Source organism: Chamaesiphon minutus PCC 6605, assembly GCF_000317145.1.
Classification (GTDB): domain Bacteria; phylum Cyanobacteriota; class Cyanobacteriia; order Cyanobacteriales; family Chamaesiphonaceae; genus Chamaesiphon; species Chamaesiphon minutus.
On record NC_019697.1, the window covers coordinates 1835956 to 1852422 of the forward strand.

Genomic DNA, 16467 nt, shown 5'->3' on the forward strand with positions numbered 1-16467 from the left:
GGCAATGTGAGCCTCGATCTGAGATTGTCTCGCTCGATCTTGTGTAATTCGATCGCTGGAAATGTATGACTAGAGACAATTCTAGTTCACTTTTGCGGTTCCATGTAATTACATGGAACTTTTGCTTGTGCCTAAAACTCCTGTTCAGAAACAAGTTGGGATACATACAGGATAGGCTCGAAAACCTGCAAAACAGTCCTCAAAGGCTCATTCTCTGGTCATTGCTTTAAGGATCTTGATAAAACCAGCTCTTTAGCCGATTGCATAGAGATCTAGACCATCTAGTCTAGAAGATAAATCAATATAATGTCATGTTTGGGAAACGCAAGCCGCAAGTCTTGCAAGAATTTAAGACTAACACTGGTTTCTACGCTCACATTTATATTATCTCTTATCTCCCGCCCTCTGATTGTTTTGAAGTTAGAGAAGAGATAAATCCCCAAGGAGCGATCGCCGATCCAATCGTGCTGCTAGAGGTAATTTTGCAATCATCCTCCAGACTTTATCGATGGCGGAGATCGGGTATTGTAGAGCAAGCTAAACTTGCCGATACAAGACGGCAGTGGGAACCAATCTTAGCACAGGTTTTTAGAGATATGAAAACAGAACTCGATCGAAAACTTCTAAACTGGAAGATTTGAGTATGTTAACCACGCTATCATAATCACTATTGAAAATAGGGAAGATATTGTATGTTCGAGATATAAAGTTCTTCTATCAAAAGTCGTATAATCAATTTCCTGAACGACTTAAATTATGCATTTAATTTAATATTTGTTATAATTTAATAATTTGCCGAGCCAGCCTTCTTAAAAGGCTGAGAATATAAATGCCAATTTTCTTTATTAAATGGGGATCGCCACTTGTCGATTAAAGCTAATTCCATTGCCTGTCTTGCTTTTCTGTTAGTAGGAGTATCCCACCAGAATCCAATATTGACTGCTACTTCTAGTTGATAATGATGATGGAGAGCTAGATAGTTAGCCGTATAATCTCGACAATAATGATTCATCCATCATTTCTTTGGTGTTTGCTGAGTTTCACCAACATATAATAGCAAAGGCTGCATTAAATCCACAACAAAATAGATGCAATTTGCTTGACCATCCTCAGATAATCGATAAAATTCAAACGGCTGATATAATAAGCCAAATGGATCTACCCGATCTGGGTCGAACAAATTTGGTGATACTTCAAATAAACTTGTTTGTTGAGATGTAGGATTATTCCAAGTTTGTTGCTGGTAGGTGACGAGCCGCGATTTCCATTCTATCAGAAAATCTTTAGACATTAAAACTGGATAATTGGTTATTCTTCTTCCAACTTCGTTTTCTGCAAATAGAGATAGCTGATTCTGTGTCATTTACTTAGTAAGTGTTATATTTTGACATTTCGATATTGTTTTACCTATCTACTAAAGCAGAAATCGTCTCTAAGTATCTCTCAAATTTTCTAGCAATAAATCTACCTGCTCCAATCAGCAACAGATCGCCATCGCGAATGTTGGCATAGCCTCTTATTCAGCCAGCTTATGTGTTGACTGTCGCCAGCAAGCTAATTGAGTCTGTAAGAGTAGCCGATACTATCTGAAGATCTGCTAAAATCTCGCTTTCATTGTTGTAATCTGGATGCCAGATTTTTCCCATTTCTTGAGAGAGTTGTCTGTCGCCCCACTCTGTTCGCGCATCATTTTTCTGCGTTCGAGCAGAGTAGTTTCGGAAGTCAGGAGCGGTAAGATTGCTCGATCGGCTTGGTCGATCCGATTTTTGGCAGCATTCGATCGGTCGAGGTTGGTAGTTTCGAGGGACATAAAGTTACACGAAGTATGGATTTCGACAGTTCAAGCACGAACCTTAGATATCTAATATTCTGTTGTGGACATTGTTCAGTTAGATCTGTGAGGCAAGATCGTCGAACCATTATTCCGCAGAAGCCACTTCAGCCCTTGGTTTCTTCTCGAATACTTGGATATTTGGTTGTTCGAGGACAAAGCCGTTTGGTGTCATCGTCCCCAGTTGACCCGCAATCGCCGCCACCCACATCGTCCAATTCGCCTGGGCATCGGTCAGCTTCTTCCACATCTTTGGCTTGACCGTTACTGAAAAGATCCGTCCATTGCAATCTAATTCAAAATGCTGTAAACCGTTTTCGACAGTTTTGACTTCGGGTAGTTCGCTGATTTTGATGGTGAGTTCGAGCTTTCCTACAGTAGGCATAGGTTTTCAATTGTGATGTCGCCTTTGCTATTGTCTCACGATCGATTACCTCGCGGCTCGAAGAAAAGCGCGTCGTCTAGCGACGATCGAGTTAAGTCTAGTGGGTCGAGCTGAATGCCATTTGGCATATATAATTAAGACAGATGGCAAAAAAGTTGAAAAACCGATGACAATTGCATCCGCAGCATCTAAAATCCTCGATCCCAACCCGCTCCGATATCAGACCCTAGAACAAACCGCCGAACGCTTTGGGCTAGACAGCAATCTCAGACAGCAGATTTTTGGGATATCGCCTCGAAATCAAGCCCGTCTGCGGAAGGACAATGGGGTCTTAAATCCGTTAATAGTCGATCGATTAAATAGATTTAACCGGATAACCCAGCAAGCAATTAACTTATTTGAAGACACTCACAGAGCGACTATTTGGCTGCAAACTCCTAAAAATAGTCTCTCAGGGATGACACCCCTGGCAGCTCTATCTACAGACGAAGGTGCAAAACTAGTCGAGGAAATTCTCTACCGTACCGAATATGGGATTTACGGCTAGTGCGAATCTGGCGCATCACCGCAACCAAGCATATCGATACTGTCTTTTCTGGAGTCGGCGGACTTTATGCTAGCGGTCGGTGGCACCCGCAAGGCTATAAAATATCTTACACGTCCGAGAGTTTGGCATTGGCTAGCTTAGAGGTGTTTGTGCATAGCGAAACTACAGATATTCCACTTGCTTGCGTCAGTGCGATTATCCCCGATCGCACCCCCATATTGGAAGTTACCGATCTGCCCGTTAACTGGCAAGATGTTTCAGCTTATCCAGCTTTGCAAAAAATCGGTCTTAACTGGCTCAAAGCGATGAAGTATCCGGTATTGAAGGTGCCTTCAGCGATAATACCTGTAGAGTATAACTACTTAATTAATCCCGAACACCCAGATCTAAAACTTCAAACAGAACAGGTGTTAACGTTCCAATTTGACAGTCGGATGTGGAAAAAAATTAACTTGTGAAAATCGGTCGAATAGCCGAAGCAATCTAACTTGTATCGATCTTAAAATTAAGTTCCTCAAGCATCTTATTATAGATTAGATTCTTTATGTCCGAGCGAGATTAACCTAAAATTAGATTTCCGTGGGTAGCATTTTTGTGGCAACCGAAGCTTGCGCGTCGTCTAACGACGATCGGACATCCTACCGCTACCCTAATTCTTAATCCTTTCAAATTTAAGAAACTGTACACAGTTTGGATGTTAGAAAACTGCTTGCGGCAACAATAGACAACAATATATTCTGCTCGTCGATCTACTCCACCATAGAGATTATTTTGTGTCAATGGGTTAATATATATTGGCTTCCATAGTTATCTGTGTCTTTCAATGGCGAAACTAATTCCGACTCTCAATAGCAGTCTATCAAGCATGACTGGTGGTGAAAAGAGAGTGGCACAGAGCCTAGAAGATAATTTAGATGATGATTATACGATTTGGTACGATGTAACCATTGGTAAAAAACAGCTTCGTCCCGATTTCACTATTTTCCATCCCCAGCGCGGATTACTCGTACTGGAAGTTAAAGATTGGAAACTCAACACGATCCAGTCGGCAGATCGGCAATCATTTGAGCTATTGACAGAAGGTAGGATTAAGAAAACTAAGAATCCGCTCGAACAAGCGCGGCGTTATGCTCTAGCGATTAATAATTTACTTTGCCAAGACAAAGATTTAGTCCAAACAGGTAAATATCACGGACAATTAATCTGTCCTTATAGTTATGGAGTCGTGCTAGCTAACATTACTCGTAAATCATTTCAAAGGAGCGATCTGAACACCATCCTTGATGAGCATTTAGTCATTTGCCAAGACGAAATTAAGCCCCAGGAGTCAATTGAGCTGCAACAAAGACTATGGGATATGTGCCCATATTCCTTCGGTCAATCGGTAACGCACCACCAAGTAGATCGTATCCGCTGGCTGATGTTTCCCACTTGCCGCTTACCATCTGTACAGCTTTCGCTATTCTTGACAGAGCATCCGCTTTCTGATGCCGATCCCGATGCCGATCTAGATGTGCCTGTCACCGCTCAAGCAATCCCCGCAGACTTAATCCAAATCTTCGACCTCCAGCAAGAGACATTGGCTCGGAGCCTGGGTGATGGACATCGAGTGATTCATGGGGTTGCGGGATCTGGGAAAACCATGATTTTGATGTATCGTTGTAGCTATTTGGCTGCTCTCAATCCCCAAAAACCTATTCTAGTCCTCTGTTTCAATGTCGCACTAGCCTCCCGCCTTAGACAGGCAATCGCTAGTGAAGATCTCGATAATATCGTTCACGTTCGCCACTTTCATCATTGGTGTGGCGATCTGCTCAAACGCTACCGTCTAGACCTACCCAAACAGTCAGATAATTACATCCAAGATCTCGAACGAGCGGTGCGGGATGCGATCGAGAAAGGTCAGATTCCAGCGTCAATGTACAGTAGTATCCTTATTGATGAGGGACACGACTTTGAACCAGAGTGGTTCGGAATGCTAACCCATACTCTCGACGAACGGAAGTCGTTACTCCTACTCTATGATGATGCTCAAAATTTATATGGTCGCCAGCAGAATCGTAAGAAGTTCTCCTTCAAAAGTGTAGGGATCGAAGCCCAGGGGCGAACTTCGATCCTCAAGACAAATTATCGTAATACGATTGAGGTGCTGACTCTAGCTTCCGAATTCGCCAAAGATGTCATGCAACCTAGCGAGTCTGCCGATGACGATACTCCAATTCTCATCAAGCCTTTGAGTGCGGGACGACACGGGCACCCACCGCAATTACTAAAATGTTTTAGCTTTCAAGACGAGGTGCAACAGGCAATCGCAATGGCGAAAGAGCTTCATGCTGAAGGTCAACCTTGGAATGAAATTGGCATTTTTCATGCACTGAGATTCATTGGTGAAGAAATTTATACTCAATTTCAAGCCGCCGATATCCCGATCGAGTGGTTAAATAAAGATGCAGCCAGTCGAGCGTATCAACCCAAACTCGATAGTGTGAAAGTGATGACGATGCACTCATGCAAAGGGTTAGAGTTCTCTACTGTCATCATTCCAGGCATGGGCTATTTACCTAGTAAGTACGGTACTCCAGAGGATGATGCTCGGTTGCTCTATGTGGCAATGACTCGATCTACCGATCGATTGGTGATGAGCTATCATCAAGAGTCTGATTTTGTTCGGCGGTTGAGGCTTTCGATCGAGCATTCCAAACCTATCCATTAATTATCCTGCTGTATTGCGGCATTGATTTTTTTCCAATGCCTACTAGTTTGACCCTTGATCTCAGCAGAATTCATAATTTTACTGGCTCGATAAGCATACTTTATAAAATTACGTTTGCCCAAATGGGTGAATCTTTCGTACAAACTTCTGCGATAAATTATCTCCCCCCGATCGCTCTCTTTAGCAGCTTTTTTTGTGAAATAAATTGCTCTTTTCATTCTGCGATAGTATCTCGAAACTGTTTGAGATCTTATTAAACGTTTTTGACCATCAAAAATAAAACCTAAATACTGTAATGGCTGTGTTTCTGGATGATAATATAAAAGTCCATTTTCTCTGATAAATTCAGACTTCTCGCTCTTGTCTTCATTGATTGTCAGGTTACTCCCACTATTTTGAATCTCTTGATGAACTTTACGCATCGTTTTGTCAGATTGTTCTGGGTGACAAATCCATAGAATGTCATCACAATACCTTCTATAAATACCACCAGTTTCTAAGGCATGATTTGACATTAAAATGTCAAATTCCCAGAGAAAAATATTAGATAATAATGCACTAATTGGAGAGCCTTGAGGGATTCCATGCTCAGTTGTATTAATTTTAATGCTGCTTTTAAGCTTACTTCTAAATTCTTGTGATGAGCAAATACGTCTTCTACTCTGTAACTCTCTAAAATCTTTAATATTTAACTCTTGGCACACATCACTCATATTGATATATGAGTATTTGGTAATCGATTTATATACTTTGTAGTGATCTTTTGGCAACTTTGAGTTATTTAAATCTAGTAATCGACACCATGAGAGCTTTAGTTTCTTATGATCTATGCAATCGAAAAATTTTGAAATGTCAAAAGTTAAGACAATGCAGTGCTCTCTCTTTTCTACTTCATCGAATACATCTTTGGCAAAATCAATGTTTGATTTCCCTAAAGCACGATATGCTAAAACTGAAGAATTTAGATGTGTTTCTTTAATCCTTTCTTCATACCTCTTGTTCAGTAAATGTGTGTACCAAGAGTAAATATGAGAGTCGATGTGACTAGCATACATGATGGGACGATCTTTACTACTAACTTTTTTTAGCTCGCGTTTGTATTTCGGCGTACACTGAATTTTTCTTAAAAACGGCCAAAAAGAATGATTGATAATATTTTCAGGAGTTTCTACCTTACTTTTAGCATAATCTTTAGAAACTCTAAAATCAAAATGTGGATAACCTCGTGGTTTGTACCACTTGTTAAGAGGATCGGAATTATTTACACTTTTTTGCACGTATTTTCATAATAATTTAGCAGAGCTAGAGAGGAAGAATAGGGGCATCCTTAAATATCCTCTCAGCGCACGCTTACTCCCTTTTCAACATAATAATAGACCCAGGAAAAACCAAGTTTTTTATTACTTTGCTTTTAATTAAGTGTCTAGTTCTTAAATGACAAAAGAGTGTTCCGTACCTTTCGATACGCCCCCTCTATAAACTATGTTATGAGTCTGTTTGGACATCTACTTGACACTGGAGTGGCTTTCGTGATAAACAGTGACCCCCATACAAATAAGGTGCATGGGCTAAAGTTAATATGCCCTAATTTGAAAGTTATCTAACATCAGACGACAAATATCAAGTGACTTTAAGCTGCCAATTGTTCAACATTCAACTCGGTATGCATCTTTCTTGAAAGCTGTATGGATAGCTTCAATCTCAAAACAATTCTGGCAGCTTCCGATATTCTGCCAGAACTTTATCCAACGGCTCGATAAACACTTTGATTATCTCTTGGACAGTGCTGCGCGTCTTTGGAGTCAACCGCGTAAAAGCCACCATTAACGAGCGATGTTTGCTCTGGTCTGGCAAGGTATAGACAAGGGTGGACATCTCTAACGGTTCGAGGACATCAATCCGCGTCCCATACTGGTACAACGTCCGCATCGTTTTAGTTGTCATGCCCGTGGCAAGCAGATCGTACCATTGCTGCTGAGAAACACTCATCGGCATCAAAAACTGCACCTTGATGTTCTTTGCCAGCAATGGCTCTAATTCTTCGACCACTCGATCCGCTTCCCAAGCATCGGTAGGAAGCGTTTGCCAGTAATAGGTATCTTCAAGCGATCGTACTCCTGATGAAACGAGATAATCGTTGAACTTCTCTGGCACTAAATCCGAGATGACTACCGCACCTGTCTCATCCTCCAATAGCTCGTCAAGATCGGCGGTACCGCACAGTTCAAAATCGGCGGTAATCAGCTTGATATCGTATGACTTCATCAAACTCTCGATCGCCTTGACACATAAATCCGTGTATCTGTTACAGGGGATTAGATGTAGCATCAAAAATATCCAGTATTTTTAACGGTCGCGAAACTGCGCTCTAACCAAGTTTTCAGGCGGTAGGCTACTCGCTGATTGATATCTGGAGCGGTGAGAATTTCACTGAATGTGAGGTTTTCTCTCTGGAGCCGGATCGATAACTCTTCTGAAAGCACTACTTTATCGATGACTACTGCTTTTAGTTCTTTCTTGGCAATCATTTCATTGAGATCTGGATTGACTAAACCTAGCCTGTAGTTCTCCCACTCACTACTGCTACCAATCCCTTTATTGACGACCAGACAGTATTGTAGCTCTGGATATTTATACATGAAGTTTTCTAGTAAACTCAATGATTCATAAGACCCGTCGGATACCCAGAACAGCACAATTTGGATGGTGGTTGCCATTAAAGCAAGATCGGTTTCATCCAACCAATAACAAAGCCCTGACTGGGATTGAGATGGCAGCGAAATTATTGTATTGTCGCTTAACTCAACTACTTCAGAAAGCCTGTCTCGACTTTTAGTATCGTCGGGATTATTACTTAGTACTATCTGTTCCGAGAGCAATTTCTTGAGTCGAACTAGTGCATCTAATTGTCTACCTTCACTTCCTTCTATTGTCTCAAATAGTTGCTCCGCTCGAACATTGCTAGACGACCACTGTTGGTATATATCCTTGAGATATGCTTTAGCAACGTTGGGAGTGGTTTTATCTAAGTCGAGGATAGTCGGGTCGCGATCTAACTGTAATAACAGCTCGATCAGAATGTATGTAAACCAAGTTTTGCCTACGCCCCCCTTCTCCCCACCCACAATGAATAGATGTTTGAGGATATTTGTATTGAGATCGACATGTGCCTCTAAATGTCCGTTAGATTCTGTAATTGCGGATGCTTCCATTTCTGGCTGTACCGTGGATTGTGCATTTGTTTCGCTCATTTACTTTCTCCTGTTAAGCAGTTTCTAAGTCTGACTTTAACCGTGAATTCACCCAATACCATAAACTGTAAATGTCAGCAAATCTCTCTTTGCTGACACTACTAAATCTAATACTTTCAGGAATATCTATTGCTAGATGAGTGTGTAGTTTTGTTAGACCATTTTTAATTATCTTTTTTTCTAAAAAGGATTTAAAATCTTCGTTTAAGTACTCTACCGTGCCACCACCCAACAAAATTAGATCGGATCTTGATGGCATCATTTCATTCAACCAATCTTTGACTCTAACTGAGTAGGCAATATTTTCCTTTTCAATTACTGCAATCAGCATGTCTACTTCAGCTACTCGATCTTCACCTGAGTTTTTGAGTAAGGGATTAAATACTAACTCTGACTCGACCTGACATTCGGTGAGTTGGCAATCGAATAGCTCTAGTTCTCGCTTTAATCGATCCCGATGAGAGTAATCGAAACCGCTAAAATCTCGAAGACCCCGTTCGCGATCGTCGATCTGGCGAGTATATTTTGCTATTTGCTGTTTAAAGTAAGTGTAGTTAAATACTGGCTCGATGAGATCTTCAATCCGATATCCGGTCTTACCTGCAATCTCTTTGAGCAAATTATGGAAACCTAAGTCTGAAGTTTGAGAGCCATTGACCGACCCGTAGTTTGCCATGAAGATACTAGTGTTCCGAAATCCCACCATTACCACCGTAATCGTGGCAATCTCTTTTAAATTTAACTCTTGCCCTAGCAATAATCCCATCCCTTCTGGAAAAGGAGATAAGCTCTTGAGCTTGGGCTTAATTCTACCCCTGGGAGTAACTAAATCCTTCACCGCAGCATTAATCCGAGCGGCGATCGTCTGCTTATGCTCCCACTCTGCCGGAGGTAAGACAAATGTTAGCGACAACTCAAACCGCTCTGGTAGTTGAAACTTTTGGGCGAAGATACTAATTACCGCACAGGCTTTCTGGACGGCACTAGTAAACTTTAACGGCTTCACCTTTAAAGAGCTATTAAATTTTGTTGTTGCTAAGTTGCCCAGCGCATAAGATTTCCCCTCAATTGTCACCCAACTTTGATGTTCGCTAAAGTCTGGATCGCAAGTCAACAACGAATCATTCTCAACTTCCACACAATGAGGTGACATCGATAAAGTGATGCAATCTGATGGCGTACCGACGAGACTACCGATCGCTTTAGTTGCAGAGGCACCAAAATCGACTGCCAACAACAAATGGGGTACTTTTTGCTTCATGGTATGCTTTGCTCGTCCCCCGACCCTTGAGGGCAGGGCTAGTGAATGCTAGAAATTTAGGGGCAAAGAGTCAGGATCGTCACTGAAATCTTCAGGGATGTCATCTTTTGAGGTATTACGGCTAATCTCCTCATCTTCATTTCCTTCGGGTTCATGTATTACCCTCATCCGTGATAACGGCTGTGTTCTTGGTTGTGGAGGACTTACTATGCTTTCAAATGTCATCGTTCCCAATCCAAATCTCATCAGAGACTGTGGTGTCAAATGAATTTTTCGTTTGATGCGATGATAGTCCACTATGTAGTTCATCTGTCTCCACAATGATTGTAGAGCCTCTAAAATGGCTAGCTCGACATCTTCATCTGTATTATTTGGATCTTCAGACAAAGCGTTCGCCCGAAAGTGGGCTTTAGCGGCTGCGAGTAATTGTCCCTTAACGTTCTTATTTGACTTGAGATAGTTTGCCAGTAGCAGTTCGTCAGGATCGTTGTCTAGCAGATCTATCGTTAATAGCTTCTTAATCTTTTTGATCGTCATACTTTATCGATCGCTACCCGTTCAAGCATTCATTTCAGTCTAACAGTTTCTAACTTGTATTGCGATCGTCGGGGATCTATTCCTGCATTATGTGTTGAATTTCCTGGCATTTAAACATGAGTTAAACCTGGGTCAAACCTGGGTTAAACCTGGGTCAAACCTGGGTCGAACACGAGTCGAACACGAGTCGAACACGAGTCGAACACGAGTCGAACACGAGTCGAACCTAAATTAAACATGAGTCAAACCTGGGTTCAACCTGGGTTCAACCTGGGTCAGACCTGGGTTCAACCTGGGTCAAAAATGATAGATAAATAGTTACTGCTCAAATTGATGTCCCATGCTCGATATTTCTAGTATTAATATAAGGATTTGGATTAGTATCGATATCAAAGCACATTACTTACCCGCCAATAGCGCAGCTATTTTGGCTAATCTCACACCTAGCCAGCTATGTGTATCGTCTGACGACTCGTTAAGTCTATCGACTTAACAACACACAGCATGGCTGGGGAGTTCCCCAGACCCTCATCCCTAGTTCTATCATTACTTAATATTTTCTAGCACAAACATTAGCTTTTTAAATTCTGTATTTTTGTGTTTTATTACTGTAACTTCTATGTTGACGATTGAAACTTGCGTGTATTGCGTGGGTATCTGCTAACTCGATTCTTAACTACGAATTGTGCTATATGGGTAAGAGCAAGCAAATTAAGAACAACCGGATTACTCTACGATTTATTAACGATCTATTTGACGAGATCGCTGTACAGGCAGAAGCTTGTAACTCAACCGCCACGGTATACCTTCAGAACTTAATCGATCGTGTCCTGCGCTCTACTCCTACTCCACTAACTCTAGTAACTCACCGCGACCGCGATTTGGAACTCTATCGCGCCTACTTACTGTGGCACCAAGAGTTACGATCTCAAGGTAACAACCTCAATCAGATTACCAAAGCGATTCATGCGGCAAATCTAGACGATCGAATGGTCGATCCTACCAATTGTTTGCGAGTGTTATCGAGCATCGCTAAAGCCAATCAGGAAATTGCTGCCGCCATTGCTAAATTGGAGCAATCGCTTTGATTAGCAACATTACCAAAGGGTCGAATTTTGGCGGGTTGCTGCGCTATTTACTACACGAATCAAAGCAACCCCAGATCGTCGCGCCCTATATGTTGGCTGATAACGCGAGCGATTTGGCGATCGAGTTCGATCGAATTGCCAGTCTGCGGCCCACGACTCAATTACCCGTCCGGCATATCTCGCTGTCCTTTGCACCCGCCGATGATGGCAAGGTATCGGATTCAGATAAAGAAGCGATCGTCGTGCGGGTAGTTGCCGAAATGGGGTACGAAGATTGTCAATTTATCGGTATCGCCCACCACCGCGACGACCCAGGACATGACTTACCACACGACCACGAACATCTACATATCGTTGTGAATGCCGTCAATGTTCATGGGGAGAGAGTTTCTGATAGTTGGGACAGGTTCAGGATTCAACCGATTCTGCGGGAGATCGAGCGCGACTTTGGCTTGCAGCCCGTCAAAAACTCTTGGGAACTAGATCGGGATAGATCTGCTCAAGCCAAGCCACAAGTCTCGACCGACTTGAAGCAACAAGTCGATCGATCCTTAGAGGACTGCCCCAATCTAGAGACTTGGCTGATGCGCTTGCAGGAGTCCCAAATCGATGTCCGATTTGCCCTGAGAAAAGATAATAAGATCAATGGCATTACTTATCTTCAAGATGGTAAAGCCTATAAGGGCAGCGACATTGGGGCAAGTTGGAGTGCGATCGAGCAACGAGTTCCCATAGTCCCCGACAACCTTCCCCTCATCAGGGCGGCTAATGCCAAAAGCCAGGAGCATCGGATCGATTTAGGCGAGATCGACCGACAGAACTTCAATCGGGCAGCGGTGATGGCAAATGCAACCTTAAAGGGGCGCGAACGGGTCAAAACCGGACGACTCGACATCAAACGCGATGGTGACACTCTGACGGCTTACCGGATGCGTCCACATCGCCAAATCTTGAAAGCGATCGAGACACAAGGGGGATGGGAACCTGTGGGTTTTCCAAATATCGATCGTGTAGATCTCAATTTATTGACGAAACTATCTGGCGATCGAGACGCGTCAGTCTACATATCAGAAGAGAAGGATCTGACAATCGACCGTAAACCCCCAACAATTGAAGTGTCCCCGACCGCCGCTGCTGTACCGAAGCGCGACCGGATTGAGGCGGAAATCGACCTTTACCCATCGATAGTCGAACGCCAGGAGCAATCAGACCAGACATCGACGGCATTGCCAGTACAGCGACCTTCGATTTTCCATGCGGAGATTAAGTTCGATATTGAGGCAATTACCAAGACTATCCATCAAAACTTTGCCGATACCCAAGAGCGGATACGGCAAAGTGGGAGCAACTATTCACAAAGGCTCGATCGGACTTTTGGAACGTTAATGTCTGGCGAACCGCCCCAACCCCAAGGACGAGTCGAGACTGTGAATGACACCCAGCAATTTGTGGACAATGGGATCGAGCGACTGCCAGAGCTAGCACAGTCAAACAGTACCCCCGTAACTTTGAAGCAAATCATCGACCTGAAGAACTACTATAAAAAGTCCCACGAAGGACGCGCCAAGACGGAGAGCGTCGATGCCCAAGAAAAGTTTGACATCTATAAGTTTCAAATATCTCAGCATGGTAAAGCGGTAACGGGCGATCCGAATCTCAAGCTGACAAATAAGTTTTTTAAGACCTTCGAGTCCGATCGGGTGATGCTCTCAACCACAGATCGAGCTAACTTAGGTGCGGCTTCGGCGTTTGCGAACGAACAGGCACAGATCGCTCTTGAAATCGCCCAAGCATCATTGCTCGAAACCAAACAGCGCAGCCGTGGATTTTCGAGGTGATTTGTTGAAAATGATATAATTAGTGTACACAAGCGATCGTCAACATTGAGTAATATGAATGTAAAATCGGCGGCTCATGGTATCGTTTCTAAGTCGAATATTTGTGAAGTTGGAATTAACGAAGAAGAGTTCTCAGCCAATGTTATTGAAAGTCCGAAAATAAATGGATTGTACTTAGGTTGGATACGCAAAGACACTCACAGATGGGAGCCTCTAGCTAAATTAACGATTGTTGAAGGCGGATATACAGCTCACTATACTAGCAACCATGAGGAAATATCAGCCCTGTATCCCGGATATAAGGATCTCTTGATCTGGTCGGAGCTAAATGTTGTAAATAGAGATTTTCCACATATTTTTCGGAATAGAATGCCCCTATTGCGAAATGACGTAAAAAAGCATTGTGAATTTCTGAAAATAGATTATCCCCAGATCGATAAAATTGCCTATGCTAGTCGATACGGAGGAAGAATTTGTGGCGACCAGTTCAGTATTTGTCCGTCGATCGAACCCGATGCAGATGATAACTATACTTTCTACTGCACTTTAAATGGTGTAGAGCAAAGAGAAGAACCCAAACAAATTTGGCGACAAATCAAAGATCGATTGGGAAAATTTCAGCTATTTAAAAATAGAGATGAATTTTACATAGAATTTGAAGGTACGATCCTCGGACATCTTGAAAGCTATTTCGGACTCATTGAAGGTGAAATAGCCAAGATTGAAATTGTCAACTTTTCCGATCCTGACAACTGGCAGGGATATGGAATACTCAGTAGATCGCAAAGTCAATCTAAAACGGGCAAATAAATAGCTGTAACGACGGGAAAACGTCGCTCGACGGCAGTAGAGAGGAACTGCAACATGATATTCAAAGGGAAAAAAGCATGGAAAACAAGCTGTCCGCCTTGTCTGGAGCGACTGATGAAATGCCAAAGCAAATAGACCCAAAGGTTAACCAAAATAAAAGCCAAAGCGACAAATAAAAGTCGTAGGACTGGATTTTTAGTAGTTGTGCGAATTCGGCAATGATTCTTGAGCCGATAGCTAGTCTCAATCCCAAACCGTTGACGATAGTAATGGTGAAGCTGATTTAAGGCAATCTTGACCCGATGCACAGCGTAAATAAGATAGCGAATCCCATGTTGTCCCTTAAAGCCTTTGTGATAGCCACAAACCACCCGCATTTGACAGGTGATACTACCATATTTAGGGCTATTGATAGTGTAATCTGTGGCATAACTCTTCCGTCCAGTCAGCAAAGCACGGGTACCGCCTGTTTTACCCCGAATCACCGCAGGCATTAAGAACGGAAAATTGAGTGCTTTGAGCCAACGAATAATCGGTACACTGTAGAATCCTCGGTCGAGACACAACAGTTTGATGCTCATCCGCAACGGGTGAATGATTGCCAACAGGTAAGTTACTGTCGCCACCAGGGTTTCAGTACAAGGAACGGCATGAATCGCCAGTGTCACCCGCTTGTTGCGACAGATGGCATAGACAGTAGCGTAGGCAAAGAAACGTGTGGTACCCGCTTTGGCTTGAGAACGATACACGTAATTGGCTTCGATGTCCGTGGGTTTTCCGTAGTATGGAATTAGGTGTAAATCAATCGCCAACCGATGACTCCTGTTGCGGAGCTTAGGCGGAATCCGACTCTGCAATGCGGCATTTAATTGTTGTTCTAGCCTCTTGATGTCATCCAACTTCTCCAGATGGTAGCGAATGCCATTACTACTCGGTGTTCCCTCTAATCCCTTGACTGTTTGTTCGATGCTCTCTCCTCGACTAGCTGTCCGCACCAAAATTTCAAACAAGTCCCTGACTGTGTAGCCTCCAGACATGTCTATTTCCAGGTTACTGGTCAAACAATCGATGGCTGATTCCAATGTGCCTTCGTCGGTTAATGCTGGAGTCGGGGATAATAAATTTGGGGTAGTCGTCATGGCTGTTTTTGTTTTTGTCTAGCCAGACTCTACCCTTTTTCCACTCTTTGCGATCTACTGATACTACTGAAAGTTATTATTAATAGTGAAAATGCCTATTGTCAAGAACTTTTCTCGCCCATTTAGATTACTTTGAATGTCAGAAAAATATCAGATTATTACTGTTACTAAAAGGACTCTTAGTGAGAGTGAGAGATTTCAAGGTGGAGCTGAAGAAAATATAAAATACCTTGGAGACAGACAGATCTAACTCGCGAACAAATAGCTATCTTCAAGATCGATAACGAACCCAGCGAATTAAGTCGGGTGTGGATCGAAAAGCTCGGAGCCGAACTCGCAATTGCGATGGGATTACCTACGGCTACTTATAAGATGTGCCAAACGGAGCGAGATCTTCGAGCGATTCTCTCTCCCAGTTATATGAAGCTGGAAGGGCAAGAACGTTCGGGGATGATGCTAATGCAAGAAGTTCTTACCGATCGCGAGCGAATCTACACGATCGAGAATGTGATGGCTGTATTCGACCGCATCGATATCGGATTGCCTTCTGGATATAAACCGCCTCCAGAAATTAGCACGGCAAAAGATTTATTCATCGGATATTTATTACATGACTACTGGATTGATAATCCCGACCGCCACGACCGTAATTGGGGGATTCAAGTCGATCTAAATGGGAATAAAGAACTCTTGCTAAACTATGATTACGGACGCGCTTTAGTTGATTTTCCACTAACAAATAATCGATTTGAAATCTTTGCCGAACGACTCTGCGAAGTGAGGACTTGTGCCTTTGTCAATAATGGTGGAGATAAAATTAAAATGGATGAAATGGTTAAAATACTGACCAAAACAAATCCAGATGCTACGAAATATTGGAGTGGACGAATCGCCCAAGTGGGGCAAGAACGATTAGATATGATCTTCGATCGTTTTCCTCCAAATTCAGCAAGTCCAAAAAGAATTGCATTTGCGAAAGTATTCATCGATTACAATTCGCTCCGGTTACAACAATTTATTTGAAAGTGATTTTAAGCGGATGGAGATCGGACAAAAGCGTGCCACCA

At 42.7% G+C, this 16467-nt stretch carries 18 protein-coding genes; 8 read left to right on the plus strand and 10 right to left on the minus strand.

Annotation, left to right across the window (positions count from 1 at the left end; translation table 11 throughout):
- The first annotated feature begins 311 nt into the window (after window positions 1-311).
- Window positions 312-641 carry a hypothetical protein gene (locus CHA6605_RS08500; protein WP_015159063.1) on the plus strand — a complete coding sequence of 110 codons (330 nt, stop codon included), beginning with the start codon at window positions 312-314 and terminating at the stop codon, window positions 639-641.
- A 143-nt stretch (window positions 642-784) separates the two neighbouring features.
- On the opposite strand, the gene CHA6605_RS35005 is transcribed toward CHA6605_RS08500, so the two are convergent.
- The 4 genes from CHA6605_RS35005 to CHA6605_RS08515 form a co-directional block, all read right to left on the minus strand.
- Window positions 785-1012 carry a hypothetical protein gene (locus tag CHA6605_RS35005; RefSeq protein WP_198288459.1) on the minus strand — a complete coding sequence of 76 codons (228 nt, stop codon included), beginning with the start codon at window positions 1010-1012 and terminating at the stop codon, window positions 785-787.
- 3 nt (window positions 1013-1015) lie between these two features.
- Window positions 1016-1363: a hypothetical protein gene (locus CHA6605_RS35010; protein ID WP_198288460.1), complete on the minus strand. Its 348-nt coding sequence runs from the start codon at window positions 1361-1363 to the stop codon at window positions 1016-1018.
- 234 nt (window positions 1364-1597) lie between these two features.
- Window positions 1598-1810, minus strand: coding sequence for a hypothetical protein (locus CHA6605_RS08510; RefSeq protein ID WP_015159064.1), 213 nt, complete (start codon window positions 1808-1810; stop codon window positions 1598-1600).
- 109 nt (window positions 1811-1919) lie between these two features.
- Window positions 1920-2216 (minus strand): hypothetical protein, encoded by a 297-nt coding sequence (locus tag CHA6605_RS08515; protein ID WP_015159065.1) that lies wholly within the window; start codon window positions 2214-2216, stop codon window positions 1920-1922.
- 166 nt (window positions 2217-2382) lie between these two features.
- Here CHA6605_RS08515 and CHA6605_RS08520 point away from each other — a divergent pair, with 166 nt between their 5' ends.
- The 3 genes from CHA6605_RS08520 to CHA6605_RS08530 all read left to right on the plus strand — a co-directional run bounded on the left by CHA6605_RS08520 (window position 2383) and on the right by CHA6605_RS08530 (window position 5476).
- The gene (locus CHA6605_RS08520) at window positions 2383-2763 is read left to right on the plus strand and encodes an antitoxin Xre/MbcA/ParS toxin-binding domain-containing protein (protein ID WP_015159066.1); all 381 of its coding nucleotides are present in this window, start codon (window positions 2383-2385) and stop codon (window positions 2761-2763) included.
- Window positions 2763-3221, plus strand: coding sequence for an RES family NAD+ phosphorylase (locus CHA6605_RS08525; RefSeq protein ID WP_015159067.1), 459 nt, complete (start codon window positions 2763-2765; stop codon window positions 3219-3221). The genes CHA6605_RS08520 and CHA6605_RS08525 overlap by 1 nt, the downstream gene beginning before the upstream one ends.
- Window positions 3222-3586: 365 nt before the next feature.
- Complete coding sequence (locus tag CHA6605_RS08530; RefSeq protein ID WP_015159068.1) at window positions 3587-5476, plus strand: 3'-5' exonuclease; 1890 nt, start codon at window positions 3587-3589, stop codon at window positions 5474-5476.
- Here the strand turns inward: CHA6605_RS08530 and drt2 are convergent.
- The 5 genes from drt2 to CHA6605_RS08555 all read right to left on the minus strand — a co-directional run bounded on the left by drt2 (window position 5473) and on the right by CHA6605_RS08555 (window position 10525).
- Window positions 5473-6753 (minus strand): antiviral reverse transcriptase Drt2, encoded by a 1281-nt coding sequence (gene drt2, locus CHA6605_RS08535; RefSeq protein WP_015159069.1) that lies wholly within the window; start codon window positions 6751-6753, stop codon window positions 5473-5475. The genes CHA6605_RS08530 and drt2 overlap by 4 nt on opposite strands.
- A gap of 424 nt (window positions 6754-7177) precedes the next feature.
- On the minus strand, window positions 7178-7804 hold the full coding sequence (locus CHA6605_RS08540; protein ID WP_015159070.1) for a hypothetical protein: 627 nt from the start codon (window positions 7802-7804) through the stop codon (window positions 7178-7180).
- Window positions 7804-8727, minus strand: a complete 924-nt coding sequence (locus CHA6605_RS08545) for a hypothetical protein (RefSeq protein ID WP_015159071.1) — start codon at window positions 8725-8727, stop codon at window positions 7804-7806. The genes CHA6605_RS08540 and CHA6605_RS08545 overlap by 1 nt, the downstream gene beginning before the upstream one ends.
- A 13-nt stretch (window positions 8728-8740) precedes the next feature.
- Window positions 8741-9988 carry an acetate and sugar kinases/Hsc70/actin family protein gene (locus tag CHA6605_RS08550; RefSeq protein ID WP_015159072.1) on the minus strand — a complete coding sequence of 416 codons (1248 nt, stop codon included), beginning with the start codon at window positions 9986-9988 and terminating at the stop codon, window positions 8741-8743.
- 48 nt (window positions 9989-10036) lie between these two features.
- Window positions 10037-10525 carry a hypothetical protein gene (locus tag CHA6605_RS08555; RefSeq protein WP_015159073.1) on the minus strand — a complete coding sequence of 163 codons (489 nt, stop codon included), beginning with the start codon at window positions 10523-10525 and terminating at the stop codon, window positions 10037-10039.
- A 692-nt stretch (window positions 10526-11217) separates the two neighbouring features.
- Between CHA6605_RS08555 and CHA6605_RS08560 the strand changes: the two genes are divergently transcribed.
- From CHA6605_RS08560 to CHA6605_RS08570, 3 genes are read left to right on the plus strand one after another with little or no spacing between them, the layout of a single operon-like run.
- Window positions 11218-11613, plus strand: coding sequence for a plasmid mobilization relaxosome protein MobC (locus CHA6605_RS08560; protein ID WP_015159074.1), 396 nt, complete (start codon window positions 11218-11220; stop codon window positions 11611-11613).
- Window positions 11610-13451 (plus strand): relaxase/mobilization nuclease domain-containing protein, encoded by a 1842-nt coding sequence (locus tag CHA6605_RS35665; protein WP_015159075.1) that lies wholly within the window; start codon window positions 11610-11612, stop codon window positions 13449-13451. The genes CHA6605_RS08560 and CHA6605_RS35665 overlap by 4 nt, the downstream gene beginning before the upstream one ends.
- A 54-nt stretch (window positions 13452-13505) precedes the next feature.
- Complete coding sequence (locus CHA6605_RS08570) at window positions 13506-14261, plus strand: hypothetical protein (RefSeq protein WP_015159076.1); 756 nt, start codon at window positions 13506-13508, stop codon at window positions 14259-14261.
- On the opposite strand, the gene CHA6605_RS32745 is transcribed toward CHA6605_RS08570, so the two are convergent.
- Window positions 14240-15400, minus strand: a complete 1161-nt coding sequence (locus tag CHA6605_RS32745; RefSeq protein ID WP_015159077.1) for an ISH3 family transposase — start codon at window positions 15398-15400, stop codon at window positions 14240-14242. The genes CHA6605_RS08570 and CHA6605_RS32745 overlap by 22 nt on opposite strands.
- Window positions 15401-15706: 306 nt before the next feature.
- On the opposite strand from CHA6605_RS32745, the gene CHA6605_RS08580 reads away from it, so the two are divergent.
- Window positions 15707-16423, plus strand: coding sequence for a HipA domain-containing protein (locus tag CHA6605_RS08580; protein WP_015159078.1), 717 nt, complete (start codon window positions 15707-15709; stop codon window positions 16421-16423).
- Window positions 16424-16467 lie beyond the last annotated feature (44 nt).

What these genes read in the sequence shown, in the direction of transcription:
- CHA6605_RS08500 (WP_015159063.1), top strand. Translation starts at nt 312, where the DNA reads ATGTTTGGGAAACGCAAGCCGCAAGTCTTGCAAGAATTTAAGACTAAC.
- CHA6605_RS35005 (WP_198288459.1), bottom strand. Translation starts at nt 1,012, where the DNA reads ATGAATCATTATTGTCGAGATTATACGGCTAACTATCTAGCTCTCCAT.
- CHA6605_RS35010 (WP_198288460.1), bottom strand. Translation starts at nt 1,363, where the DNA reads ATGACACAGAATCAGCTATCTCTATTTGCAGAAAACGAAGTTGGAAGA.
- CHA6605_RS08510 (WP_015159064.1), bottom strand. Translation starts at nt 1,810, where the DNA reads ATGTCCCTCGAAACTACCAACCTCGACCGATCGAATGCTGCCAAAAAT.
- CHA6605_RS08515 (WP_015159065.1), bottom strand. Translation starts at nt 2,216, where the DNA reads ATGCCTACTGTAGGAAAGCTCGAACTCACCATCAAAATCAGCGAACTA.
- CHA6605_RS08520 (WP_015159066.1), top strand. Translation starts at nt 2,383, where the DNA reads ATGACAATTGCATCCGCAGCATCTAAAATCCTCGATCCCAACCCGCTC.
- CHA6605_RS08530 (WP_015159068.1), top strand. Translation starts at nt 3,587, where the DNA reads ATGGCGAAACTAATTCCGACTCTCAATAGCAGTCTATCAAGCATGACT.
- CHA6605_RS08540 (WP_015159070.1), bottom strand. Translation starts at nt 7,804, where the DNA reads ATGCTACATCTAATCCCCTGTAACAGATACACGGATTTATGTGTCAAG.
- CHA6605_RS08545 (WP_015159071.1), bottom strand. Translation starts at nt 8,727, where the DNA reads ATGAGCGAAACAAATGCACAATCCACGGTACAGCCAGAAATGGAAGCA.
- CHA6605_RS08550 (WP_015159072.1), bottom strand. Translation starts at nt 9,988, where the DNA reads ATGAAGCAAAAAGTACCCCATTTGTTGTTGGCAGTCGATTTTGGTGCC.
- CHA6605_RS08555 (WP_015159073.1), bottom strand. Translation starts at nt 10,525, where the DNA reads ATGACGATCAAAAAGATTAAGAAGCTATTAACGATAGATCTGCTAGAC.
- CHA6605_RS08560 (WP_015159074.1), top strand. Translation starts at nt 11,218, where the DNA reads ATGGGTAAGAGCAAGCAAATTAAGAACAACCGGATTACTCTACGATTT.
- CHA6605_RS08570 (WP_015159076.1), top strand. Translation starts at nt 13,506, where the DNA reads ATGAATGTAAAATCGGCGGCTCATGGTATCGTTTCTAAGTCGAATATT.
- CHA6605_RS32745 (WP_015159077.1), bottom strand. Translation starts at nt 15,400, where the DNA reads ATGACGACTACCCCAAATTTATTATCCCCGACTCCAGCATTAACCGAC.